Source organism: Cohaesibacter marisflavi (assembly GCF_963665895.2).
GTDB classification, from domain to species: Bacteria; Pseudomonadota; Alphaproteobacteria; order Rhizobiales; family Cohaesibacteraceae; genus Cohaesibacter; species Cohaesibacter marisflavi.
Genome location: NZ_OY762534.1, coordinates 4,650,822 through 4,675,899, shown reverse-complemented (window position 1 = coordinate 4,675,899; position 25,078 = coordinate 4,650,822). Strand labels below are relative to the sequence as shown.

General features: G+C 52.5%; 26 protein-coding genes. 20 read left to right on the top strand and 6 right to left on the bottom strand.

Annotation, left to right across the window (positions count from 1 at the left end; genetic code table 11):
- The first annotated feature begins 267 nt into the window (after positions 1 to 267).
- The 3 genes from ACKPCT_RS21770 to ACKPCT_RS21760 all read left to right on the top strand — a co-directional run bounded on the left by ACKPCT_RS21770 (position 268) and on the right by ACKPCT_RS21760 (position 1,983).
- A complete protein-coding gene (locus ACKPCT_RS21770; protein WP_319567959.1) occupies positions 268 to 828 on the top strand; it encodes a hypothetical protein in 561 nt (186 codons plus the stop codon).
- A gap of 100 nt (positions 829 to 928) precedes the next feature.
- Positions 929 to 1,366: a hypothetical protein gene (locus ACKPCT_RS21765; RefSeq protein ID WP_319567958.1), complete on the top strand. Its 438-nt coding sequence runs from the start codon at positions 929 to 931 to the stop codon at positions 1,364 to 1,366.
- A gap of 173 nt (positions 1,367 to 1,539) precedes the next feature.
- Positions 1,540 to 1,983, top strand: coding sequence for a hypothetical protein (locus ACKPCT_RS21760; protein WP_319567957.1), 444 nt, complete (start codon positions 1,540 to 1,542; stop codon positions 1,981 to 1,983).
- A 77-nt stretch (positions 1,984 to 2,060) separates the two neighbouring features.
- Here the strand turns inward: ACKPCT_RS21760 and ACKPCT_RS21755 are convergent, their stop codons facing one another.
- Positions 2,061 to 2,270, bottom strand: a complete 210-nt coding sequence (locus tag ACKPCT_RS21755; RefSeq protein WP_319567956.1) for a hypothetical protein — start codon at positions 2,268 to 2,270, stop codon at positions 2,061 to 2,063.
- Between the two features lie 253 nt (positions 2,271 to 2,523).
- Between ACKPCT_RS21755 and ACKPCT_RS21750 the strand changes: the two genes are divergently transcribed.
- The gene (locus ACKPCT_RS21750) at positions 2,524 to 2,703 is read left to right on the top strand and encodes a hypothetical protein (RefSeq protein WP_319567955.1); all 180 of its coding nucleotides are present in this window, start codon (positions 2,524 to 2,526) and stop codon (positions 2,701 to 2,703) included.
- Complete coding sequence (locus ACKPCT_RS21745; RefSeq protein ID WP_319567954.1) at positions 2,703 to 3,725, top strand: tyrosine-type recombinase/integrase; 1,023 nt, start codon at positions 2,703 to 2,705, stop codon at positions 3,723 to 3,725. Before ACKPCT_RS21750 ends, ACKPCT_RS21745 begins: the two co-directional genes overlap by 1 nt.
- Positions 3,726 to 4,062: 337 nt before the next feature.
- Here ACKPCT_RS21745 and ACKPCT_RS21740 read toward each other — a convergent pair whose 3' ends face one another.
- Entirely contained in the window at positions 4,063 to 4,461 is a 399-nt protein-coding gene (locus ACKPCT_RS21740; protein WP_319567953.1) for a Rap1a/Tai family immunity protein, read from the bottom strand.
- A 301-nt stretch (positions 4,462 to 4,762) separates the two neighbouring features.
- On the opposite strand from ACKPCT_RS21740, the gene ACKPCT_RS21735 reads away from it, so the two are divergent.
- Positions 4,763 to 5,308, top strand: a complete 546-nt coding sequence (locus ACKPCT_RS21735; RefSeq protein WP_319567952.1) for a DUF5625 family protein — start codon at positions 4,763 to 4,765, stop codon at positions 5,306 to 5,308.
- Between the two features lie 286 nt (positions 5,309 to 5,594).
- On the opposite strand, the gene ACKPCT_RS21730 is transcribed toward ACKPCT_RS21735, so the two are convergent.
- Entirely contained in the window at positions 5,595 to 6,038 is a 444-nt protein-coding gene (locus ACKPCT_RS21730) for an acetyltransferase (RefSeq protein WP_319567951.1), read from the bottom strand.
- Positions 6,039 to 6,277: 239 nt separating this feature from the next.
- Between ACKPCT_RS21730 and ACKPCT_RS21725 the strand changes: the two genes are divergently transcribed.
- The 9 genes from ACKPCT_RS21725 to ACKPCT_RS21685 all read left to right on the top strand — a co-directional run bounded on the left by ACKPCT_RS21725 (position 6,278) and on the right by ACKPCT_RS21685 (position 19,151).
- Entirely contained in the window at positions 6,278 to 6,781 is a 504-nt protein-coding gene (locus tag ACKPCT_RS21725; protein ID WP_319567950.1) for an HIT family protein, read from the top strand.
- 166 nt (positions 6,782 to 6,947) lie between these two features.
- On the top strand, positions 6,948 to 7,835 hold the full coding sequence (locus ACKPCT_RS21720) for a tyrosine-type recombinase/integrase (RefSeq protein WP_319567949.1): 888 nt from the start codon (positions 6,948 to 6,950) through the stop codon (positions 7,833 to 7,835).
- 12 nt (positions 7,836 to 7,847) lie between these two features.
- Positions 7,848 to 9,047 (top strand): IS91 family transposase, encoded by a 1,200-nt coding sequence (locus ACKPCT_RS21715; protein WP_319567050.1) that lies wholly within the window; start codon positions 7,848 to 7,850, stop codon positions 9,045 to 9,047.
- A 787-nt stretch (positions 9,048 to 9,834) separates the two neighbouring features.
- A complete protein-coding gene (locus tag ACKPCT_RS21710) occupies positions 9,835 to 10,062 on the top strand; it encodes a hypothetical protein (protein WP_319567948.1) in 228 nt (75 codons plus the stop codon).
- Between the two features lie 64 nt (positions 10,063 to 10,126).
- Complete coding sequence (locus ACKPCT_RS21705; RefSeq protein ID WP_319567947.1) at positions 10,127 to 13,534, top strand: TM0106 family RecB-like putative nuclease; 3,408 nt, start codon at positions 10,127 to 10,129, stop codon at positions 13,532 to 13,534.
- Between the two features lie 569 nt (positions 13,535 to 14,103).
- Complete coding sequence (locus tag ACKPCT_RS21700) at positions 14,104 to 15,927, top strand: ATP-dependent nuclease (protein WP_319567946.1); 1,824 nt, start codon at positions 14,104 to 14,106, stop codon at positions 15,925 to 15,927.
- On the top strand, positions 15,920 to 17,707 hold the full coding sequence (locus tag ACKPCT_RS21695; RefSeq protein WP_319567945.1) for an ATP-dependent helicase: 1,788 nt from the start codon (positions 15,920 to 15,922) through the stop codon (positions 17,705 to 17,707). Before ACKPCT_RS21700 ends, ACKPCT_RS21695 begins: the two co-directional genes overlap by 8 nt.
- A gap of 536 nt (positions 17,708 to 18,243) precedes the next feature.
- Positions 18,244 to 18,912: a ParA family protein gene (locus tag ACKPCT_RS21690; protein ID WP_319567944.1), complete on the top strand. Its 669-nt coding sequence runs from the start codon at positions 18,244 to 18,246 to the stop codon at positions 18,910 to 18,912.
- On the top strand, positions 18,912 to 19,151 hold the full coding sequence (locus ACKPCT_RS21685) for a hypothetical protein (RefSeq protein WP_319567943.1): 240 nt from the start codon (positions 18,912 to 18,914) through the stop codon (positions 19,149 to 19,151). Before ACKPCT_RS21690 ends, ACKPCT_RS21685 begins: the two co-directional genes overlap by 1 nt.
- A 31-nt stretch (positions 19,152 to 19,182) precedes the next feature.
- Here ACKPCT_RS21685 and ACKPCT_RS21680 read toward each other — a convergent pair whose 3' ends face one another.
- From ACKPCT_RS21680 to ACKPCT_RS21670, 3 genes are all read right to left on the bottom strand, one after another.
- Complete coding sequence (locus ACKPCT_RS21680) at positions 19,183 to 19,581, bottom strand: type II toxin-antitoxin system VapC family toxin (protein WP_319567942.1); 399 nt, start codon at positions 19,579 to 19,581, stop codon at positions 19,183 to 19,185.
- Positions 19,581 to 19,817 (bottom strand): type II toxin-antitoxin system Phd/YefM family antitoxin, encoded by a 237-nt coding sequence (locus ACKPCT_RS21675; protein WP_319567941.1) that lies wholly within the window; start codon positions 19,815 to 19,817, stop codon positions 19,581 to 19,583. Before ACKPCT_RS21675 ends, ACKPCT_RS21680 begins: the two co-directional genes overlap by 1 nt.
- Positions 19,818 to 19,946: 129 nt before the next feature.
- Entirely contained in the window at positions 19,947 to 20,285 is a 339-nt protein-coding gene (locus tag ACKPCT_RS21670; protein WP_319567940.1) for a hypothetical protein, read from the bottom strand.
- Between the two features lie 38 nt (positions 20,286 to 20,323).
- On the opposite strand from ACKPCT_RS21670, the gene ACKPCT_RS21665 reads away from it, so the two are divergent.
- The 5 genes from ACKPCT_RS21665 (at position 20,324) to ACKPCT_RS21645 (ending at position 24,735) form a co-directional block, all read left to right on the top strand.
- Entirely contained in the window at positions 20,324 to 20,785 is a 462-nt protein-coding gene (locus ACKPCT_RS21665; protein ID WP_319567939.1) for a plasmid mobilization protein, read from the top strand.
- A 148-nt stretch (positions 20,786 to 20,933) separates the two neighbouring features.
- Positions 20,934 to 22,922, top strand: coding sequence for a relaxase/mobilization nuclease domain-containing protein (locus ACKPCT_RS21660; protein WP_319567938.1), 1,989 nt, complete (start codon positions 20,934 to 20,936; stop codon positions 22,920 to 22,922).
- A 141-nt stretch (positions 22,923 to 23,063) separates the two neighbouring features.
- Positions 23,064 to 23,630, top strand: a complete 567-nt coding sequence (locus tag ACKPCT_RS21655; protein ID WP_319567937.1) for a hypothetical protein — start codon at positions 23,064 to 23,066, stop codon at positions 23,628 to 23,630.
- 86 nt (positions 23,631 to 23,716) lie between these two features.
- Entirely contained in the window at positions 23,717 to 24,121 is a 405-nt protein-coding gene (locus ACKPCT_RS21650) for a hypothetical protein (protein WP_319567936.1), read from the top strand.
- 134 nt (positions 24,122 to 24,255) lie between these two features.
- Positions 24,256 to 24,735: a hypothetical protein gene (locus ACKPCT_RS21645; RefSeq protein ID WP_319567935.1), complete on the top strand. Its 480-nt coding sequence runs from the start codon at positions 24,256 to 24,258 to the stop codon at positions 24,733 to 24,735.
- The last annotated feature ends 343 nt before the right edge of the window (positions 24,736 to 25,078 follow it).

The following is a 25,078-nucleotide window of genomic DNA, read 5'->3' as shown; positions in this document are numbered from 1 at the left end:
ACTGAAATAGGCTCGCTCTTAGCGGTCTGAACGATCATTTTTCTCTGACACTTCGCATCCTGAAACTTGCCAACTCGACCACAAAAGCGAAAGCAACTTCGTCGGCAGATCGTTCAGGCATGCCGTTTGTTTTCCAACAAATGTTGAGCAGAAAAATGCCAATCGATTGAAGAGCGCCAGGTCCTTTGACGGCGCACTTCATCCGATTTTGCCAATTAAAAAATCAATGAAGCAGTCGTCAGATTTTCACCCAAAACGGAGAAATCCATGACAACTGCAATCAAGTCCATCCATACGCAGACCAATAACTGGCAAACAACCATTCACTGGGGTGATATTGTTGCCTTCGATCTTCCATCTCGTCGCCATGACATCGGACAACAGGCTCTCTATGACCATCCATGGCTTGTCGTCGACGTGAATGACTTCGTTGGTATGCGATACATGACGCTTGCACCGGGCAAGATCGTTGGCCAATTGCCTCATCGCTCACACGAAATCCTTGTGGCTCGATCAGAGGCACTAAAATCCGCGGGCCTGAAGCGTCCCATGATTTTCAACTGTCGCGGGCTTGTTATCGTCTCGGTGATGCACGAAGGCTTCATTTCAAATTCAAACGGCACACCAATCATCGGAAAGCTTATCGGCGAAGAACGCCATCACCTCAATAGCGTAAGAGCTCGCCTTCAGGCCTTTACAGATATGAAGGCCAAATGCCATTCGGATCGCAAACATAAGCGTCAATCAGCAAACCACACCGATGTTTCTGTTGGTTCAGGCCCGGCCGTTCTTGCGCCTTTGTCTTTTGACCGCAGCCTTGGCCGATAAACGAAACCGCCCTGCAACACCTATCCGGTCCTTACAGATTGAGGACCGGACATTGTTGAAAGCTCCCAATCCCCGATCACTATAGATTTAGGAATAAACAATGCTCCACGCACCCATCAGCATGTCCAGTGACAAGACATATCACCTCGTTCATTTCTTCAAGAGAGAACCCGGTGAAATGGAAAGCCTTCATGAAAGGCTGGCCAATGCAATTGATGCAGCCAGAACAGCTTTAAATGCCATTTATGCCTTACCGTCAGAGGCTCTAAACATTGATGACACGGCATTAGAATTGCTCGAAACTTTGGCGGACAATAAAGACCTGCTCAATGAACAATTCTACCAATCTGCCCGGATTGTTCTTAAACAACTCTCTTCCCTTCAGATCGATCAGCAATACGAGGATACCTTGAGAAACGCCAGGCACTATTTGGATCTCTCGATGAACGGTTCTCTCCGTGTCGCCGATCTGATTGCAGCTGAGAATAAAATCAAGGCCTTTCGCGGCAGCTTGAAGTCCGGCACGAAATCCAAGTGAGCTTTTTCAGAGCCTGACCAGAAGATAGCACCAGCCTGAACAAAGATAGCAGTCGCCAACCATCCGCTCGATTTAGTGGCGCTGGCGGCTGCCATCAGCACAGCAATACGGTAAGTCGATCAATGCCTCGCAAATATCCCCCATCGTCGAATAGAATCTTAGAAAGGACAACCATGACACCCTTTATTGACGTTCTTGATGACGCCGTTGCTTTCTATCCCATGCGGATTATCTCCAAAGAAAATTTGTCTAAGATAAAAACAAGCAACGATGCGGCAACAAAGAACCTACGTGCTGCGCTTTCCTTGATGGAGGCGGTTGCCCCAAGCGATCGTCTATCTTTCGCCGAGGAGATCTCTATTTTGGAGGAGGCCATCTGTGAAGCCGGACTATGCAACGGGCAATATTGCCGATCAATCGAATTGATACAACAAGCCATACAGCATGATGAGCGCCTTGCGCCGTTGGAAGTAAGGCTGCAGATCTCTACACATCTACGGTACGCGATCATCTATTCAAAGCAGATCGATGCCAGTCTGAGCCCTATGAATAACAGCGAATGCCTTTACAGCCCCGACACAGGCCTTTGGCTTGATGACATCCTGAAACTGATATGACCGCCACCAAGGCGCTACAAATCAAGATAACAACATTATATCAGTGACTTATAAGAATTCTCAAATAGAGCCATCTATCAGAACATCTTCGATGGAGATGTTTTTATGGCCAATTCTGTAAAAGACCCCATATCCTTGTTTTGCGGTTTTTTGCCAATAATCTGGGCAACCAATTCGGCGACTTTGACGATAATACAAGAATTTATTTCTGTTTCGCTCCCAAAGTTCCTATATCTATTGCCCCCGATTTTTTGAGCCCCAGGCGTTATTTTTGCGATTTCGGCCATCAGAAGCCGCCTGCCGCCATAGAAACGGTCTCAAGCGGAGCCTTTTTGTTGGCCATTGGGAATGTCTATCTCCCATAGCTCTGCCTACGAAAGTTTGCCCATCAGTGTTTTTGTCAAAAAATATGACGTCATATCAGTAACTTATAAGATTTTCTGAGATTCTTCCCCCAAAACCGAAGATGTCCCTATCTCCCCTTTATCCAGGCGGGTTCCTCGAGCCTGCCACCAACCCCGATATGCGGAGAGAAGGAAAATGAAGAAGACAGTATTATTCACCCAGGCAAGCATCAAACGGGCGATCAAAGGAGCCAAGGATGCAGGAACAGTTGTAACAGCAATGCAGATCACTGCCCGCGGAGAGATCAAATTCACGCTGAAGGATTCAGACAGCACAGATACCGCGCCCCCAGATGAGTGGGATGAGATCCTTTGATGAGAAGAAAGAACCCCTATCCGGGCGTCACAAGGGTCAAAGACAGGCATGGCAAGATTCGTTGGCGCTTCAGAAAGAAGGGCTGCACGGAATGCTATATCAAGGGCGCATATGGTTCGAAGGAATTTGAGGCTTCCTATGAAGCCGCAATGAACGACAAACCATATGTTCTCCCTAAATCAAGGGCGAAACCGGGAACCTTTGACTGGCTGATTGAACAATATATGAAAACAAAGACCTTCAAAGACATTGGTCCGGTCTACAAGCGTTACCTCTCGCTTGAAATGGAACGCTTTCGGAAAGATCACGGGCAGCGCAGCGTCACGGGCATCAAGAAAAGACATGTTGAGGCACTGATGGACGCCAAGCGCAAAACCCCGGCAGCGGCTAACAAGCTCAAGAAGCTTATCGGACGCCTATGTCGCTATGCAATCAATGATCTCGGCTATGCGATGACGGACCCCACACAGGGCGTCAAGCCCTTAGCAACCAATGACGAAGGCTATCATACATGGACAGACGCAGAAATCTCTCAATTCATGAATCATCATGGTGATGGGTCTCTTCCCGCTGTCGTCCTAAACCTTATCCTTTATACAGGAGCAGCCCGTCAAGACGTCAACAGAATGGGCTGGCACAGCATTTACAACAACAGGATCTTTTACAATCGTGGCAAAACGGGCGAATTGGTGGACCTTCCTCTTCATGCCAACCTAGAAAAGTTTCTGATCAACATTCCAAGCCATCAGAAAACCTTCATCACTCAAACCAAATCTGCTGATGAAAGCTATACCACCGAATCGTTCGGCAATTGGTTTGGTGAGAAATGCAAGGAAGCCGGCGTTCGTGGGCGGGCGCATGGATTGCGCAAAGCCGGCGCTACAAAACTTGCAGAGGCCGGAGGCTCCGAGTATGAGGTCATGACCTTCTTGGGACACAAAACGCCGCAGGAAGCACGGAAATATGTAAAGGCAGCGAACAGGAAGAAGATGGCTGATAATGCCATGGCGAGGCTTAAATGATGTCCAACCTTTACCCTCAGGTTGGACAAAAGCCCTCGCAACTATCTGAGCTGCAAGGGCTTTTAGTCGAAAGTGGTACGCCCTACGGGATAAAGATGGGCACTGGAATATAACGATAAATTACGCCCGGTAGGCCGAAGTTACCCGGATTTGGTAACACATCGCCTTTATATCGACTGTTTGGGGCAACGCATCTTCCATTGCGTCGCAGCATCGGCTACAGGCGAACTTCTGGTGTGCGGACAGTGCGGACTTCGCTAACAGACAAAGGAAACGGAAGTTCGGTATGTTTCTGCCCGCAAATGCGAGTGGCAGCCACCCATACAGACGAGATCTGCTAATTGCAGGGAAACATCTCCATTAGAGACACTATGATCATCAAGTCAGCAGAGCTCCTTTGCATGGAAGGATTCTGCTGAAGGTGCTTGATAACATCAGATTGTGCCTCTTTGGGGTTGAATGCTGCTCCGTGACAAACTTGCAGAGCTTCCCAAATCGCGCGGCTACGTTCTTTCTCGTCTTCTATGCGTGCGTGAGTTTGCACGTAAACAACTCCACCACCCATCTTGTAACTTTGGATGACCGCGGAAAAGTAGTCATTGCAGGCTCTCTGTTGAAGCGGATCATCGCTAAGGCACGCCCCTAGAAATTTCTCGCCTGTAAAACCTTTTGGTTCAAAGGCTATTGCTGGCTCTCCTTGAAAAAGCCAGAACAGTAAAGCAACTGCATATAACATTCGCAACTCCTGATGAAAGCCAAGTCAGAATACAACATTTCCACCTCTCTTGTTCAAGACTGGCGGAGAGGATTGTGATTGTTTGGTTGGCAAGAAAGCGGATGAAGGCAACTTAAACCCATGGACTCTCCCTAAAGCTGGTAGAGACTTGGGTCGCAGGTCACATGCTGGATCAGATCGACCACGCTATGAAGGAAAAGTAGTTTGTCTAGTCTAAAACTGGTTGTTAGAATGTGAGCACCAGCCTGTTCTGCAAGATAAACTTATGTAAATAGCTTACTGTTTTTTGTTGAGGGGAAAAATGGGACCAATAACCTATAGTCTTTGTAAAAGCCAAGGCATTAGCTTATTGATGCTTGTAACCGGTCTTTGCGCTTTTCCTCCAGTTATCGATTCAACTCCAGTCTCACTAGCAGAAAAGGGCCCCCTAATTAATCAGAAAATAGAAATTCCCGTCAATACGGACTATGAACTTCAGCTAAGGTTTCACTTTAACGACACCAACAAAGATGATGTTAGGGCATTGGTTGGCAATGGAGCTCGGAAGAAATACTGCCGAAGCAACAATTATAGGAGTACTAATTTCGAAACAGAAAGAGATATTGCAGGAGTCCCAATCCATTTTCAAGTTTTTCTAACGCCGTTGGAGGGAGAATTAGCTCCCATTAAAAAGGAATTTAATTCACTTTGCAGAAACGCCACTTCGTCTACTTATATGATGAGAAACGTCGGGGAATTGAGTATAAAAAGAGGTAGTTATATTATAGAAATATTTAATACGACTAATCATCCAGAGCTTCAAAGCATTAATGTTGATTTCTTACTTCAAAGTTCAGATAGGTTCTGACGGCTCTGTTGCAAAAAATTAGATCATCTGCTTCAGACTGATTGACTTGCGCCTCAGCCGCGCACTTTCAATATATGGTCGTGTTATGTTGGGACGGGGGCGCCACGAGGAGCTTGCGCGTGTGTTGCCCGATTTATTGGCACGAGCAAAGGCGATTGGTCACCGGACTGAAGTCTTCGCATTGCAGCGGCTCGTCGCAGAACTAGATGCAATGCGGACCTTTCGGTCATTCGCCGCACGAGCAAGAGAAACGCTGCGTCCGACAGCAAGGCAACGGGGCCGCCGCTCACATACGTGACTGATGCCGCAAATGAATGAGGGGATAAGGCCTTCCCTGCCCATCATGGGAAGACGTTCCCGTGCGGACGAAACCGACATGCTCATAGAACGCGAGCGCCTCTGGGTTTTGCTCATTCACATCGGTTGACAGCTCAGGATGGGCCGCGATAGCTCGCGATATGAAGGCTTTGCCGATACCCTTTCCATGTTGATCCGGGTCGATAAACAGTGCCCCCAGATGACCGTCATGCAGAAACATGAAACCCTGTGGTATGTCTGCGGCATCGACTGCAAGTTGCAGACACACCTGTGGGAAGAACTCCATAAGCTCGGCCTCAATGGCCGACTTGTCGACGGGCGCAAGGAAGTGATGAGTGGCGTCGACCGCCCGACGCCATATCTCCATGACGCGCGGCAAGTCCTGAACTGTTGAAGGTCTGAAAGTAAACATGGTGCTTGTTAACATAACCTTCCCACTGTCCGCAAAGGGCTCCAAGCGGCCTAGCGCAGCGCATCATCACCCGAAATTGCTCATCTGGGTCGTGAGTTGCAATCGCGGCCCATAGGCGACTTTCGGGTTTTGATTTCGGCTTTCTGGAAGCTGCCACTCGTGCAAACCGCAGCATTTTCAGATACCGGGTGACAGGTGAGCGGACTTTGCGGACAAAGAAGACATGAAATGATAAGACAGTGGTGTTCTATGTTTCACAATCAGTGCTGTCTGGGTTTGATAAAATGAGCGAAGAATGCGTGTTCTGCAGGATTGCCAAATCCGAAATTAAAGTGCACGAGGTATATCGGGATGAAGATTTGGTCGCATTTTTGGATATAGGGCCGATCAGGCCCGGGCATATCCAGATCATTCCAATCCAGCACTACGATTACTTTGACGATTTGCCATCTGGTATTGCCCATAAAATTATAGATTTGGGTCAGAAAATTGCTCGCCGACAGAAATCTCTTTTCAGCGTCAAGAGGGTCGCTCTTCTTTTCACCGGCGGCGATATTGCCCACGCACACTGTCATCTTGTACCAGTGGTTGAGGAGACCGATATCACTTCTGCTCGATATATAGTCGAAAAGAATCTGACCTATAAATCCCTTCCCCATCCCGGCGATGCAGAATTGGCAAAAATTGCTACAAGTTTGTCGAAGGAGTTCGAAGTTGTCCTAGGTGGAGCGTCAATGGAATAGTGTGATCCCAGCTCCTAATCTTCGATAGCGGCCCAAGGACGAAGCCGCTCGCGCGGCAATGGTGCTCTGGGGAGGCTCCGTTAACCCTCTGAGATAAGTCTGTTTTGCGATCACCGCCGTCTGTCTGACGATTGAGGCGTTCTCAATTATCAGACAGGAGGTTTCCATGACGGAGGAGAGAACCACACCCTTACGCCAACGAATGATCGAAGATATGCGCATACGCGGAATGGGCGACAAAGCGCAAAAGGCCCATATCAGAGCGATCAAGGATTTTGCAGCTTTTCTTGGTCATTCCCCGGACGACGCCACAGCGGAAGAATTACGTGCCTACCAACTTCACATGACAGATGCCGGCATAACACCGACAACCTTCAATGCCCGTATCGTGGCGCTCCGCTTCTTTTTCACCATGACCTGTGGTCGCGAGGAGATGAAGCGGTATATGCAGTTCCGCAGAGAGCCGCGCAAGCTGCCAGTGGTTCTGAGCATTGAAGAGGTTTCAGATCTGCTGATGGCCGCACCAGGACCGGGGCTGAAGTATCGAGCCGCACTCAGCATCGCCTATGGGGCCGGGCTGCGGGCATCCGAGGTTTGCAATCTCAAGGTTTGTGACATCGACAGTGACAGGATGCTGATCCATGTCGAACAGGGCAAAGGAAGCAAGGACCGCAAGGTCATGCTGTCTCCGGGCTTGCTGCATCTATTGCGAACCTATTGGCGCGAGGCTCGCCCGGGAGGTTGGCTGTTCCCGGGCAAGCCGACGATCAACCCGATTTCACCACGACAATTGAGCCGTGCCTTTGGGTCGGCAAAGAATATGGCCGGGATCCGGAAGACCGCGACCCTGCATACATTGCGGCACAGCTTTGCCACTCATCTGCTCGAAGCCAACACGGATGTGCGGGTGATACAGGTCTTGCTCGGCCATGCCAAGCTGTCTACGACGGCGCAATATACCCATGTTGCCACCAAGACAATCCGGGACACCGTCAGCCCCTTTGAGATGCTGGCCAGCTTGCAGGATCAAACCGTGAAGCGAAGCCTGGAATAAGCGGCCCTTGTGGTGCCGCGTGCAAAGCTGGAGATAGCCGATATCTTTCGACGATACGGCCCAGCCTGGCGCCAAGCCAACCAAGGACATATAAGCCTTGACCAACTCAAGGTGATGTCAGCAATAGAGACCTGCCGAACGGAGGCGCTTGGCGGGCATGTGGCAGGCTGTGCCAAGTGTGGCCACCATCACATTGCCTATAATTCCTGCAAGAACCGCCACTGTCCGAAGTGTCAGGGTCCAGCTGCCCGTGACTGGATGGAGGCACGCGCCGAGGACTTGTTGCCGGTCGAGTATTTCCACCTCGTCTTCACCCTCCCTGCGGAGATTGCCCAGATTACCTACTGGAACAAGCGAGCACTCTATGGGCTGTTGTTCAGGGCATCTGCACAAACGGTGATGACCATCGCTGCCGATCCCAAACGCATGGGTGCCAGGCTGGGTATGACCTCTGTGCTGCACACATGGGGATCGGCCCTCATGCATCATCCCCACATCCATATGATCGTGCCCGGCGGAGGCCTGTCACCAGATGGCACAAGGTGGGTGGGATCCAAGCCCGGCTTCTTCCTTCATGTGCGGGTGCTATCCCGGCTGTTCCGACGGCTGTTTCTGGAAGGACTGTTGGATCTGCATCAGTCTGACAAGCTCGCCTTCTTCGGAGATTTGGCAGGACTGTCGGAACCGAAGGCGTTTGCCGCTTGGCTCCAACCATTCCGCAGGACCGAATGGGTGGTCTATGCCAAGCCTCCCTTTGGCGGTCCTGAAGCTGTGTTGGCCTATCTCAGTCGATACACCCATCGGGTGGCAATCTCGAATAACCGGCTGATCAGTGCGAATGCCAGCACTGTGACTTTCCGCTGGAAGGATTACCGTATCAAATCGGGAGATCGACAAAAGATCATGCAGTTGGCAACGCCCGAGTTCATCCGTCGCTTTCTGCTCCATGTCCTGCCTGCCGGCTTCCATCGGATCCGGCATTACGGGTTCTTGGCCAGCGCCAATCGCAAAGCCAACATTGCGAGGATCCGCACAATCCTTGGAGTAGAGCAACTGCAGGAAGATAACAAACAGGAACCGGCTGCAGAGGTCAGCCCGCCAACCCTGCGAGAACCCTGTCCCTGTTGCGGTGGCCCCATGCGGATTATCGAGATCTTCCGGCGAGGTCAGAAACCTCTATCCCGGGCACCTCCAAGGGAACAGGCTGCATGAAAGATATCTTGCACATCTGGTCCAAACAGAACCGGCTGCTTCAGTTATGCCGGACAGGATCGCCTGCGGCCAAATTCGGAAATCTGGTCTCAAGCGGCTTGTCACGACAGAAAACAACATCAAGCTCGATGTTTTGGCCAGCTTCAGACGCCTGGGTAACGATGAGCCTGCCTCCTGATCATCTGCCGTGCTGCACCATCGCACCAACCTTCGAAACACTTTCCCCATAGACTGAGCGCAGTCCCCGCAGGCTTCTTCCTTGGGAGGATTTCCAACGCGGGTCGAAATTCCATCCAGCCGAAAAATCGCGCCGCGACCCGCATCGAAAATCCTTCACCAATCCCGACATTCGATCCTTAAAGGATTCCGCGTCGCAATATCCCATTACCTGCCGTTCGTTGGTCGGTATATGCTGCAAGACGACCTCCCCCTTGCCGCCATTGGAGCGAGGTGCAGCATTCTTGGTGGGCAGATGACTGGACGGCAAACAGTTGAGATGTTTTCCGCAGATATGAAATGTCGGATCCCAAATGGAAAAGCGGACATTGATGGAAGCACCTAGGGTGTCAATGCCGCTACAGCACTTCCAGATCAAAGCCAATCTACTACGGTCCCAATGTTTCAAGGTAAACGTTACCATCGAGCGTGGGGGTGATTGCTATTTCTCAGTTTCAAGGTCCACTCGTCAGCATCAAGCTTCTAGAAAAGTTCCACGCGGCAAGGTGAGTAATTGATTGCAGTTTATAGATAGCGCAAGCTAAGGTGTAAAATATATATGGAGGACAACATGACCCCTTACGAAGATTCTGACCACGATTCTGGCGTGGCTGCGTATGAAATTGGTTCATCCTATATAGATGTTCAGTTTAAAAGTGGCGCGGCTTATCGCTACAGCTCACGCTCTGTGGGCGCAGCCAATCTCAATCAGATGATCCAACTTGCCAGAGCGGGAGAGGGCTTGAATTCTTTTATTAATCGAGTCGTCCCTAACAGCTACGAAGCGAGGTTGAGGTAAATTCTCGATGGGTTTCGGAATGGCTCTTTGTCAACTTGATTTCCAATTTGCATGAGGGTTTGTTATGAGGATCAACGACACCTCAATTCATTTGAGTGCTACCGATCTTGTCGGCCATCTGAACTGTAAACACCTGACGGCGCTCGATATCGGAGTAGCTGAAGGCTCCCTTCCCAAACCAAAACGATGGGACCCGTTGTTGGAAATCCTTCAAGAGCGGGGCCGTCGGCATGAGAAGGGATTTGTTGACCACCTCAAAGCCGAAGGGGTCTCGATCGCAACAATCGACGGCGTTGACATCACGCCTGCCAGTGTAAGTGCGACACAAGCGGCAATGGCTTCGGGTACGGAAATCATCATTCAAGGGGCGTTGCAGCATGGACGGTGGTCGGGCCGAACCGATGTGCTGCGGCGCGTGGAAACTCCAAGCAACCTCGGAGCCTGGTCCTATGAGATCATTGACACCAAGCTTGCACGCGAGACCAAGGGTGGAACGGTATTGCAGCTTTGTCTCTATGCCGACCTTCTGGAGGACGCGCAAGGCATAGCCCCGGAATATGTCTACGTTGTTGCGCCTTGGTCGAACTATGAACCGCAGCAATTCCGCTTCGCAGACTACGTGGCCTACTTCCGCAAGGCGAAGGCCGCGATAGAAGCAGCAACATCTGCCGAAACACCGCCGGACGCCTATCCCGATCCCAAAGAGCACTGTGATATTTGCCGGTGGCGGGATCAGTGCGACAAGAGCCGCCGCGATGATGACCATTTGTGTCTGGTGGCTGGCCTGAGCACCAACCAGATTGCCGAGCTAAAGACTCAAGGGATCAACACCACAACCGCGCTCGCGGAAATGCCGACCCCGCTGACCTGGAAGCCCGTGCGGGGAGCTGCCCAATCCTATGAAAGAGTGAGAGAGCAAGCCCGCATCCAGATCGAAAGCCGCGAAGCTGGTGCCTTGCGCTTCGAACTTTTGCCTCCAGTTCCTGAGACAGGGTTGTGCCTTTTGCCGGTACCCTCCGAGGGCGATATCTTCTTTGACATCGAAGGTGATCCTCATGTCGGGGAACATGGGTTCGAATATCTCTTCGGCTATCGCTATCGCGATGAGAACGGAGAATGGACCTATACCGGCGACTGGGCATTCGACCGCGAGAACGAGAAGGCCATCTTCGAGCGCTTCGTAGATCTAGTCACTGAACGCCGCAAAACCTATTCGGATTTGCATGTATATCACTACGCACCATACGAGCCCGGCACGCTGAAACGGCTCATGGGTCGCTATGCCTCGCGCGAGGACGAGATCGACAATTTCCTGCGCGGAAAACTCCTCGTCGACCTCTACAGCGTTGTTCGCAATGGCCTTCGCGCCGGTGTTGAGAGTTACTCGATCAAGAAGCTTGAGCCGCTCTATGGCTTTGAACGCTCAACCGCACTGCCCGACGCCAATGTCGCGCTGGCGAGCCTGCAAGCGGGGCTCGAACTTGCGGACGTTGCTTCAATCAGCGTCGAGGATCGCCAAACGGTGCAAGGCTACAACGAAGATGACTGCGCATCGACGCAGTTCCTTCGCGACTGGCTGGAAAAGTGCCGCACCGAATTGGTCACAGGCGGAACCGACGTTCCTCGCCCGGCCCCTGGACAGGAAGGACCGAGCGAAGAGCTCAGCGAACGCCAACAGAAAATTGCAGACCTGATCGAACGCTTGACGGTCGATATTCCGGTGGACCCAGAAGAACGTACGAGTGAACAGCAGGCTCGATGGGTTCTGGCTTACCTTCTTGACTGGCACCGCCGCGAAGAAAAGGCCGTCTGGTGGGAGTATTTCCGGCTGGCAGGTCTGATGGCACATGAGCTCGTTGATGAACGCGCCGCGCTCGCAAACCTCACGCTTGTTGGCGAAGTCGATCAAACGAAGACGGGAATTCCAACGCACCGCTACCGCTTCACCCTGCAAGACACGGATTTGCGCGGTGATGAAGATCTCAGAGCAATGGGCGGCGACAAGATCGGCAAGGCTGTGGCCGTTGATACCGAGAACCGAACTATCGACATAAAGAAGACGGGCGCAACCGCCAACAACCACCCTGATGCAGTTTTTGCGCACAAGCTCATCCCTGGCATAGAACAGGCAGGCTCGCTGTTCCGTCTGGGCGCCTATGTTGCCGAGCACGGGATCGAAGGCGTCGGCGATTTCCGCGCCGCCCGCGCCCTGCTCCTGAATGAGCCTCCTCAAATCGGAACCCAGCCGATCAGAGCCGCTGGCGAAGAGGCGCTAGATTCAGCAAAACGCGTGGCATCAGCACTTGAGGGCGGCGTCTTCCCGATTCAAGGACCACCCGGCACGGGCAAGTCCTTCACCGGCGCGCGGATGATCTGCCGCCTTGTTCAGGAAGGCAAAAAGGTCGGCATCACTGCCAACAGTCATAAGGTCATTCGGAACCTTCTGGATAAGGTGATCGAAGCCGCAGAAGAGATGAATATCGATCTCCGCTGCATCCAGAAGCCCAAAGAAATGGAGCCCAATCAGGACAGGCTGATCTTTGCGAAGAGCAATAGTGATCTGTTCAAGGCGCTCGCCTCTGGTAGCGCCCAGATCGCCGGGGCAACGCATTTCTTGTGGGCGCGCGAGGATGCGACAAATGCCTTGGACGTTCTGGTTGTCGATGAAGCCGCTCAGATGTCGCTGGCCAATGTGACTGCGGTAGCGCCAGCCGCGCAAACGCTTATTCTGCTTGGCGATCCACAACAGCTTGATCAACCGACGCAGGGCAGCCATCCGGACGGAACTGAAGTTTCCTCGCTCGAACATGTGCTGGACGGCGATCATACGATTGCGCCGGATCGTGGCCTATTTCTCGAGGCGACATACCGCCTTCACCCGGACATCTGCGCGTTCCATTCCGAGCTGTTCTATGACGGCAAGCTTGCCGCCAAGGGAGGCTGCGAGAACCAAACCATCAAATCTACCGGCCCGATATCAGGAAGCGGCCTTCGTTACCTTCCGGTGACGCATACCGGTAACAAGAGCGCATCTATCGAGGAAGCAGAAGTCATCGCACGCCTTGTTCAAGACATTCTTGCAAGCAAGACAAGCTGGGTTGACCGCACGGGCAATGAGAAACCGCTGACGCTAGGCGACATCGTCATCATTACACCCTACAACGCCCAAGTCTTTGAAATTCAGGAGCGCTTGCCCGGTGCTTTCGTCGGAACCGTGGACAAGTTTCAAGGGCAGGAAGCACCCATCGCTATCTACTCCATGGCAACATCAAGCCATGCTGATGCCCCACGCGGCATGGAATTCCTCTATAGCGCCAATCGCTTCAATGTTGCGATATCCCGAGCGCAATGCATGGCTATTTTGGTAGCTTGCCCGGAAGTGTTCGAAGCGGACTGTAAAACGCCAAGTCACATTCAACTAGTCAATGCATTTTGCCGCTTTCTTGAAATGGCTGACCCTGTCGCTTTCTGATTTGAGAAACCTTTTGTCAATACAGCCCTAAATGCGGCGTTTGGGACCGATCTTCGCGTTTTTGAACGCCTCAGTGGCTCGTTTTATTGGTCTAGTGGCATAAATGGACAGTGATGTCCGAGTGTGTTTTGAGCACATGCGAAAGGGCCCGGCATTTTCAAGGGCCAATCTGGGCTCGAACTGGACATGAACCGGGCATTTTCATATGAAGGCGCTCATCTAGCCTCGTGAATAGCGGTCGCAGCCCAAAGCTGAAGTTCGCCCCCGTCCCATCCAATGGCCACTTCGCACTATAACCTCGGTCGTTGACGCTCAGCCACAGATGCTCGAACGGGTGGGAGGACGTTCTTGCGGTGATCACCAATGTCAGTCATTCCTTCGGCAACTACGGACACGAAGTCGATCATACAAGAAAGAGGTTCACCTCCATTCCCTGAAAGAATTTGAAAAGGGCTGGAGGGCGTCCTAGGATAAGGCTTATCAAATGGAAGCAGCTTGTGCTTTTCGTATCCGGCTATTTCGTATCCGGCTATAATGTATTTTTCGGCTGAAGGGATGGAGCGGCCGCTATGTATCTTTCTAGAATTAAAATCCAAAATTTCCGTAACTTTCAAGACCTCGATGTCGCTTTAGATGGCAATGCCGTCATCGTCGGTGAGAACCGAGTCGGAAAAAGCAATCTGCTTTTTGGTCTGCGCCTTATCTTTGACTCTTCGCTACCAGATAGCAGCCGCCAGCTCGGTCTTGCTGATTACTGGGACGGGTTGGCCACAGTAGATGCCGAAACAACCATCACCATCTCCGTCGAGATCAAGGATTTTGAGGACGACCCGGACGTCCTTGCTGTGCTCAGCGACTTCCGCCTCGACGACGATCCCCACACAATCCGTTTGACCTACCAGTTGTGTGCCCAACCCGGTCTGGAGCACCCTCCTGCGAGCGACGACGATTTCTCCTTCGTCTGCTTCGGTGGTGAAAGTACGGCAAAGCGTTTCGGACACGATTTGCGCCGCCGTATTACCATGGACCTGTTGCCGGCACTGCGCGATGCTGAAGGTGATCTTGCTGCATGGCGCCGCTCACCGCTCAGGCCACTGATTGAGGAAGCTTTTGTTGCAATTGACGCGGCGGCACTCCAGGAGATCGGTGAGAAGATCGCAGAAGCCAGCAAGGCAGCAATCGAGTTCGACGAAGTAAAAGCGCTGGAGACCAAGGTCGCCAAACTATTTATCGCGATGGCAGGACCCAAGCAGGATGTTCAACCTACACTGGGATTTTCAGCAACTGATGCAACCCGTATCAACCGTCAGATTCGGCTTCTGATCGATGAAGGCCGACGCGGTGTAGCCGATGCCAGTCTTGGGTCCGCCAATCTCATATTTCTTACCCTGAAGCTGCTTGATCTCCAGCGCCTGATCGAAAACAACAAACGCGATCATTCACTGCTCGCGATTGAGGAACCGGAGTCGCATCTCCACCCACATCTCCAGCGCTTGGTCTATAAACATCTGTTCGAGACGATCATTGATCGTGATGTCGACGACAACGAGAAGGAAGACAGCAGCGTTGCCGAACCCTTGTCAGTAATTCTCACTACACACTCACCGCATATCGCCAGCGTAGCACCGCTGGAATCGCTGCTCCTTTTGCGAAGTCAGGACGGCCAAGGTACTAAAGGTTATTCCACGGCATCGATAGATTTCGGCGAAGCTGAGACCGAGGACTTATCCCGTTATCTAGATGTCACTCGCGCCGAGATGGTGTTCGCCCGCGGCGTTCTTCTGGTTGAGGGTGATGCCGAACGCTTCCTCATTCCGGCCTTCGCCGACGAGATGGACATCTCACTCGACGAGCATGGGGTGTCAGTCTGCTCAGTAGCTGGAACCAACTTTGGGCCCTACGTGAAGCTGCTCTGTGCATTGGGTATCCCGTTCGCCGTAATCACCGACGGCGATTGGATCAACAATAAGCCGCGCGCCTACAACCGGGCGCTCAAACTCGTCGACATCATCGATCGTTTGCGAGGTGGCGCTGACACCAAAGCGCTGATTGAGGGCATCAAAGACTTGGACACTTATCAGAAGTCCTTCGAGGAATGCGAGACTTTCGGCATTTTCGTGAATTCGGGCACGCTCGAGACCGAGCTTTTCGAAGGCGATTATGCAAAAGAGATGATCGAAACGTTGCGAGAGTATAAATTCAGCAAGAAACGAAGGGACCTACTCGACACATGGGAAGCTGATCCAAAAGCCTATGATGCCGTAGAGATGCTCAATATGATTGAGCAGATGGGCAAGGGACGATATGCCCAGCGGCTCGCCACTCGCTTACCTGGCAGGCGTGTTCCCGGCTATATCGCAGATGCCATCAACTATGTGATCAACCATGTCTGACCGCGCACTCTATCTGCAAGCGGCAAAAGATCTGCGGCCAAACGATAAACAGTGGCAGGCTTACGAATCAGTAGGTCACTGCGTGCTGCTTGCCGGACCAGGCAGTGGCAAGACCAAGACCCTAACCGTCAAACTCGCGCGGATGATTAGCGAGGATGTAGAGGATCCGCGTGGCATCGCCTGTATTACCTATAACAACGAATGCGCGCGCGAGCTGGAAGCGCGGCTCGATGCTCTTGGGATCGCGCAAGGCGGTCGTGTATTTATTGGTACCGTCCATAGTTTTTCACTAACCCAGATTCTGCTTCCCTATGCGAAGGTGGCGGGGCTGGGACTGCCCGATGATTTTGCAGTGGCGACCCGACATCAGACGCGCGCTGCTCTTGAAAACGCGCATGCCAAGGTCATAAAGGGTGCGGAGAACCCGCAGACCTGGGAATTTCGACTTGGTAGGCACAGACGCCGCTTCCTTAATCGAAACGTTGATGCGTGGCAAACGCAAAACCCAGAATTGTCACATCTCGTCGAGGCTTATGAAGCTGAGTTGCGCAAGATGGGAGTGATCGACTTCGACGACATGCCACTGCTCGCTCTTCGCGCGCTTGCAGAGCAAACCTGGCTCCGGAGAGCGATTGCCGCTAAGTTTCCGATCCTTGCCGTCGATGAATATCAGGACCTCGGGCGCGCTTTGCACGCCATGGTAATGGGGCTTTGTTTCAGAGCGGGCATTCGCCTGTTCGCGGTCGGGGATGTCGATCAGTCGATCTATGGTTTCACCGGTGCCAATCCAGAGTTGCTGCGTAAGCTATCCGAGCGAGACGAAGTCGAAACCATCCGGCTAGGCCTAAACTATCGCTGCGGGTCACATATCGTCACCGCTTCGGAATATGCACTGGGCGAAGAGCGCGGTTATCGCGCACCGGACGGCGCTCATGCAGGCACGATCTATTTCCACCCACGCCCCGGTGATTATGCTGAGCGGGCATGCTATCTTTTCAAGAAGTTGATCCCCGAAATCTGCGCGCGGCGCCCGGACCAAAATCTCGGTGAGATAGCGGTGCTCTACCCGGCCGCTTTCATCGGAGACGAAGTGGCCTCGGCGGCGGCGGACAATGGCTATGCTGTCGTCCGATCCGACGGCAACGCGCTCTATCCTCGCGGCAGCCGCCTAATGCGCTGGTTGGAACAGTGCGCGGTGTGGTGCTGTGGTGGTTGGCGATCGGGTCAGCCGCGGATCACTCGGGTCATTGCCGAGGGGGCACGGCTCTTCCATGAGGTTCTTGGCGGCGAGGAGGATAGACTCGAATTCCAAAGTACGTTGATCGATGCGCTTTGGGGGCGTCGCGACGACACAATCAGTTTGCACGATTGGCTCGTTGCCCTGCGCGATGAGATCATTCGACCGTGCATGGGACAGGCGCGATCCTTGGCCGATGAGCTGGAAATCTTGAACACCTTCATCGGTCGGTTGGGCCCTGAAGGAGATGTTGATGATTTCTCAGTCGGTGAGTTCGCTGGCATCGGCTCCGGGATCGACCGCATCAATTTGTCGACGCTGCACAGCGCTAAAGGACGCGAGTTCGATGTCGTCATCCTGTTCGGGATTGAAGAAGGGCGGCTGCCGAGAAACAACGCCAACGAAGCAGATGTCCGAGAAGCGCGCCGGCTATTCTATGTCGGCTTCACCCGCGCACGGCACGAAATTCACCTGCTGTATCAGCAAGCAAACCCATCGCGCTTCGTGACCGAGGTTAAAAATCGCCTGGAGGAAATGGTTTGAGCTGCAGAAGGACCGCTATTCAAACGATTGCTGACACTGCCATTTGCTCGTCCGCGTATCATCATCTATCGTTTGTATATTTTTGAGCTGGCAGTCCTATATCGGACACGAAGCCGCCGTCTATCGACTCTGCAGCGAGAGGCCTCTTTCCGCCCGAACAGGCGGCCTAAGCCTGAATGCGCCTCAAGGTCTCTTGAATAGCTGCTTCAGCCTGCGGTGTCGAAGATTTCGCACCCGCAAGAAATGACCGTAATCCGCCCACATTGACGTTCCCCATGAACTTTCTGCGTCTGCGCCAGAGGACAACCAGTCCACGGGTTCTAGAAGTCTATGCTTCTAGTTATCTAGACCTATAGGAATCTATGAACCTAGACCCCTAGAAATCTAGACTTCTATGGCCGTCCAATGCGTAATTCGCTGTCCCTGCAGGGCCGATCCAAAAAATTTAATAAAAATCGCATTTCCGTTTTTCTTTCGGCGATATCGAACCCACTTCCCTTCCATTTGATTATTTCAACCGAATGGAAGGAAAGCCAATGCCCTATATTATTTCTGTTGTCTCCCAGAAGGGAGGGGTCGGCAAAAGCACGATTGCCCGCATGATCGCAGTCGAATTTGCACGGATGGAGGGTGGCAGCTGGCAAGTTCTGATCGCCGATCTGGATCCATCGCAGGCAACTGCCTATAGATGGTCCCAATGGCGCAAGGAAAACGCCATGAAGCCAGATATCGATACCAGACCATATGCAAGCCCCGAACAGGTGATGGCGGATGCAGGGAAATATCACATCGTTATCGTCGATGGTGCCCCCAATGCATCCCGCGACACGCTACGCGTTGCTCAGGCTGCAGATGTTGTCATCATCCCAACCGGCACATCACGCGACGACCTCATCCCGACTGTGCAATTGGCCAATGAGCTCGAGAGAAATGGCATATCGCGCCGAACCATCGTCTTAGGCCTGAACCGCGTCGGCACCAGCGAGCTGGAAAACTCAGAAGCCCGACACTATCTCGAACAGACTAGCTATCGCGTGGCATCAGGTGAACTGCGCGACATGGTGACCTACCGCCGGGCAAGCGATCTTGGTCGGGCTGTGACAGAAACATGGCTCGGAGAGCTCAACAATCGCGCCCGTGTATTTTTCCGATCACTAATGAAGGAGCTGTCTGACGCCAATCAGGAACAACCAGGAGAACGGTGATGTCACTGAAAAAGCCCAGCATCGACAATCAAAACCGCAAAGGCAGCCCTGAAGCCGACCTGCAGGTGGCAACGACAAACAATCTGGCCAAGCCCCCAAGGGGCATGAAGAGACAGCTCAATATGCTTGTTTCTGAGGAGACCTTGCGGGATTTCAAGATGACCTGCGTGGCACGAGGCATTCCGATGGGACAGCTATGGCAGCTGGTTTGGGAAGAATGGCGAGCAAGAAATCCCTAACCCCACACCCGAATTGGGCGCGGTTTCAAGTTCAGGATGATGGAACATCCTTGGCATTGATCAATGCGACTGGATAGTTCGAGAATTGACCGTCACAACTGACTATGGTCAATCCTTCCGTTTGCGCCTGCGCAATAATCATGCGATCGAAAGGATCCATATGATGAAGCGGCAGATTGGCGGCCATTTTCGCATGGTAAGGAGAAATGGGAAGCGGTTTGGCACCGAAGGCAAATATCGCTTCCTCAAGATCAAGGGGGATCGACCATTTCCCCAATGCCGAGTTGATACCAGCCTCCCAGACGCTTGCCGCACTAACATAAATTTCGTTTCCAGCATCGGCCAGGAGCGACCTTGCAAACGTTCCCAGCTCCGGGTCATCCGTCAGAGCCCAAATGAAGGTGTGCGTGTCAAGAAGCAGTCGTTTCATCAATCTTCCATCCCGAACATGGTCGCGATCTCGGCGTCACCATCATGGATGCCTTTGCGCATTGATAAACCGGCATTTTTGTAGAGTCCCAATTCGCGGGGAGTGGGATCCGCTTCGTATTTGACAAGTCGAGCAAGCGGCTTCCCCGCCTTTGCGATGATCACCTCTTCACCCGAGCGGCATTTTTCGACTAGGGCCGAAAGTTTGGCTTTTGCTTCGTGTAAGTTGACTTGCATGCAGGACCTCCTGGTTGCCTTCACAATTTCTCACTGTACACGAGCCCATGATGGGTTCACTAGGTTCAACCAACTGCTGAAGGCTTTTGGATCCCACATGAAAGTCCGAAGAGCCATTAAATTTTAAATTCAATTTTTGTTTTCCGAAAACGGACTCACTTCCCCTGCTGAGAGACGCTCTGATCGTCTGATCCAGCAGTCCGGATTCATAGTGTCGGTATCCCGTCTCTCTTCAAACGTGATTTGATCAGGAGACGATACATGCATTTCTGCTCTCGAAACCATAGGAACCAAGTCGGCCAAAATGACTCCGACAGATGGTGGCCATGTGGAATCCGCCCCCGCATTATCTGCAAGTTCGGCAAGGATAGTGCCGGGCAGCTCGGTCAAAAGCGATCCCAACCGGATTGCCGAAACCATCATCTGGCCGTAACGGCAGCCTACCCGCACCGCGAAAATCATATCCATCTGATCCACCAACCACACACAAGAGTGGGGGCAGATGTATGAGTGAAGAGAAGACAGCAAGGATACCCGTGTATGACACGGAGCCTTGCGAGGGGAGGACACCATCCCCTTCGAACCCCACCGAGGGCGCATGTGTAAACCACCTTACCAAGGTGATTACAATACGCTGCACAGCCGCGGAGAAAGAGAAGCTTGTTGCCTCGGCCAAGGCCAAGCGCAAATCGACTTCTGAGCTGTTGCGCGATGCGTTGGGGCTCATCGAAAGCCCCAGACGCACACGCCGTCCACCTCCGAAAGTCGACCAGAAGCTTCTCGTTGCAATCCATGCCATTGGAACCAATTGCAACCAGATTGCCCGCGGCATAAATGCGGCGCGTCGCCATGGCGATATGCGCCAACTCGACGCGATCGACATCCTCACCACCCTTGTCTCTCTTGATCGACAACTAGCATCCATCCGCCTGTCTCACTCCAAACAGGAGGTCGGCAATGATCATTGATGTGTTCGGCAAGGGTCAGGGTGGCGGCGCTGCTCCGGTCAATTATCTCATAGCCCTCGATGTGCCGGCCTATGACAAAATTCGCAACATTCTCCGCGATGAGAATGGTGACGTGATCATCAAACGCCGTGATCCGCCGCCAGACATTATGCGTGGCGATCCTCATATCACGCGCGACCTGATCAACAGCTCCCCATTCAAATGGGCATATGTGTCAGGCGTTGTTGCCTTTGAGTTGGAAGACAATCCGACTGAAAAGCAACAACAGGAAGTGATGGACGCCATTGAAGGCTTGGCGTTCGCCGGCCTGCAGCCAGAGCAATATAATATTCTCTGGGTCCGGCATACGCATGAAGGAAGCGTTGAGCTGCATTTCTGTCTGCCTCGCCTCGAGCTGATATCGGGCAAATCGTTCAATCCGTTCCCGCCACGTTTTGAAAAAGCATTCAACAGCGCGCGCGACGTGCTGAACAAGCGCTATGGCTGGGCGGATCCTGAAGACCCTTCCCGCGCCAGAGAGCGCAAAAATGTCAAAGAAAGTCAAAGCCGGGCCGAAATGCGGGATGAGATCCAGAACTGGATTGAGAGCCAGATAGTAGCCGGAACCATCAACGATCGATCAGAGATGATCGAAGCCCTGCAGAAATTCGGCTTAGAGGTTCCACTTGCCCGCAAAAATTACATCACTGTGAAAGATCCACAAAACAAGGCCAGATGGCGCATGAAAGGAGTAATTTTCCATGAAGGATGGACCAGAGACGAAACCATTGCGCGAGAGATTGCGAGAGAACGAGCAAGACATGGAAAACAGCCGAAAAGACTTGATGGCATCAGCCTCGCAGAGCTTGAAGAACGACTTGGACACCATATTGAACGACGCACGAAATACAATCAAAGCCGGTATCCAAGACCTCAAGAGCGAAGTCGAGACGGAATTGAACCAGGAACGGTCCGAGAAGCAACAGCATCTAGCCCGATACGAGAAACTCCAAAAGAACCTGTCGGATATCCTGACGAAGATCTTCAAGGAACAAACGACAACTGCGACAGCTTTGGAACAATTGGAAGCGCAGATGAAGAGACAAAAGATGATGGCGGCAGCGGCGATCCTCTCAATGCCGGTGATTTTCTGGCTTCTGGTGCCGACCCAGCAGGACCATCTGCAGCAAGGCAAACCAATGTCCCTCCAGCTGCCAGGCCGATATCTGATCATGGACATCAAAACCGGCGAGATGGCCAACTGTTTGATGCTGCCGACCGGTCGACAGCCTCAATGCTCGAAAGTGGAGTTTTGACCGATGCCACAAAACCATCAAGATACCAGTCAGCCCACCTTGCTGACGCCACTCGAGCGCGAGTTGATGTCATCCATCGAAGAATTGGTGACACAATTGAACGGACCCAACGAAGAGCAAAACGAAGCACTGCTCGATACCGTCAACTTGCTGATGCAACGGCAGGACGCGCTCGAAGCCTCATTCAAGGCCTTTCAAACATGTCAGATGGCCTACAACGTTGCCTTGATTGGTTGGGCGGCCGCGCCGAACGACCAGAAAAGTCGGGCCCGCTTGTCTCAAGCGTTCAAGGCTCTGGAAAGTCTCGAGCGAGCCGCTTCGTCGAAATAATCATGAAAATTTACGAGCTTCGACAACAGCGACAGCGTGAGCAGGAAGAACGAGCGAAAAGGGAGCGAGACATCGAAAGGGCCAAAGCTCGGCCCGCAACATCACCAAGGCCAATGGAACAAGCCCGCTCCTTTGACCACCTCGATGCGGCCGAATTCGAACGCCTTATTAATCTGGAGACAGGTGAGATCATTGACGGTGACGATTATGTTGCTGACGCCAGCATCCACGACAATCGCCCAACGGTGGACCGAAAAGCAGGGAACAATAGCGGTCACACGAACTCCGCCGCGCCTGCGCCTCGTCGCGAGCCCCACGGTCGGATGACGGAGCAAATGGCACGGAATGAGGAAACTCGACCGCCACGACCTGCCGCCCCGATCTCGCAACCAACGAATGACAAACGGCAGGCTCAGCCTGTCACATCATCGAGCGCTCAGGCCCAGAGCAAACCCAACGGCGGTGAAATTTCCCCTAAAAAGCGCCGCCGCGACAGAGGATATGAGCGGTGATACCGCACGAAGAGAAAGAGGGAGAAGTCGACCAATCTGCTTTCATGTGGCGATCCGGGTGACGCCACATTCAACCCGATTGGTCTGCAAAACTGATGGGAGGAATGGATAGGCGGAGAACCACATAGGAACAGAAAATCCATGACCACCGCCAATAATTTATCCACGAAGCACGCCAGCAACTGGCAAGACTCTGTCAGCTGTGGCGACATTGTTGCCTTCGAGATGCCTTCAGAGCATTTCGACAATCCTCCACAACCACCCAAGAAGGCATTGCCATGGCTCATCGTTGACGAGGCAATCTATGTCGGCACCCGTTATCTGACTCTCGCACGGGGACATGACATCGGGACAACTTTTAACCACGGCCCCCAAATCCGCGTCGAGCATTCTGCCGCCTTTAGTGCTGCAGGTCTCACGCAGCCGACAGTCTACAATCTGCGTGGCCTTGTGATTGTCTCTGTCAACCATGAAGGCTTTGCACTCAACAAGGGTGGAACACCAGTCCTTGGTCGGTTGGTTGGTGACGAGCTCGTTCAGTTGGAACGCCTTAGAGCTCTTATCCATGCCACCAACGTTGAGCGCGCAGAAGGACGAGCCGATATGCTCAAACGACAAGCCCTGCTTGCCAAGAGATCTGGCCACCAAATGTCCGGAATGATTATCCCAGCGCCGATTGCCATCCCAAAACCCGATCCCCAGCAGTAGCCACAGTGTGGTCTGAGATTTGTCCGACCAGCCACGGTGTCGGCCGGACAAATCACCAACCCATTCATTTTGAAAAGGATGACTATATGCCCCTTATACCTGAAACCTATCGCCACAATATTTCGCTTCTTGTCGATAAGCACACGACCGATGCCAGCCGCATCGTCGATATCGGAGCCGATGCAATCCACGCGGCTCGACAGGCGTCTTCCTCTTTGCCCGATATTGCACTCGGCGATATTTTCGACGACATCAGGCCAATGCATGCCCTGATCGATGCTGTCATCAATCGCCGTGTTCTTGATCCGCAATTTGAACAGATCGTCGACGATTTACTGGAGGAGATAGCCGAACTGGATGCGGACAATCCTTTGGCTCCAGCCATGGCCAGTCTACGGGCTGATCTGCAAGAGGCTCAGTATTTTGCCAATCGATTTCTGGATCTCATTCACGCTGAGAAGCAACGGGCTCAATCACGCAGCGCGCATTGAACGCAAACATCGGCATCCATTCGACCCCGCCCATCCTGTGGGCGGGGTTCGAAACGGCCAAAAGCCCAATAGCCTCACAGGCCCAATACCAACAACCGCCTATAGTCAGGCATGCCTTCAGGAGACAATTGATCATGAAAGACCTTTTCATCAGCATGGGATCATTCATTTGCGTACAGAATTTCGTCGCAGGACCGTTGCAGTGCAAAACACTCCAACCTGACGAAATCGCCAGCGTCATCGCGACCACAAGAGCAGAGGGGGGCGAGATCACGGGCTATTTCAATTTCAGCTCGGAATTGTCAGATGAGGAAGATCGGCGCCTCTATCAGCTCCTCGTCGAGTTTGAAGCAGCAACGGGAACCAGGCTCAGCAAAGATGCTTTCTTCTACGACTGTGACGAAGACGGCGATCAGTTCCCGAGAATAAACTATGTTCCAACCGTAACCGAGACCTGCAGCATGTTGGTGGTCGAATATCTCATCGAGTATAGGCCTGACGAGGACATTAAAGAATCTGGATTGAGTGACCGGTACGCAGTTTCGGCGGATGGCATGTCTTTCTGCCTCTTCGAAACACCACGTAAGCCAGCATCAAGTCAGGTGGTTTCCTGAGCACATCTGGTCCCTCGGCCGGCTCGAATAACTGCAATAGCCAGAGCAACGCAGCCAAAAAACATGGATTTTGAAAACTCATGTTTTTTCTCGGGACGATCTCACGCCCAGAAGGCTGGACGTGTCTGCGATTGCAGCAAACGGTCATGAGCTTTTATGAGGGGCCCACTTTCTGAAAATGTGCCAGAAAGAAAAATTACTAAAATATTTCAGCAGCTTGTGCAGTGGTGGAAGAATGTGTTTTGGTTCCCAGCCAAACGAACCCATGTCATGGGATTCACCCATTTTTTACCAAAAGCCAAAATCTGCCCAAAAAATCGACCTCTACAGCAAAAGCAGCGGT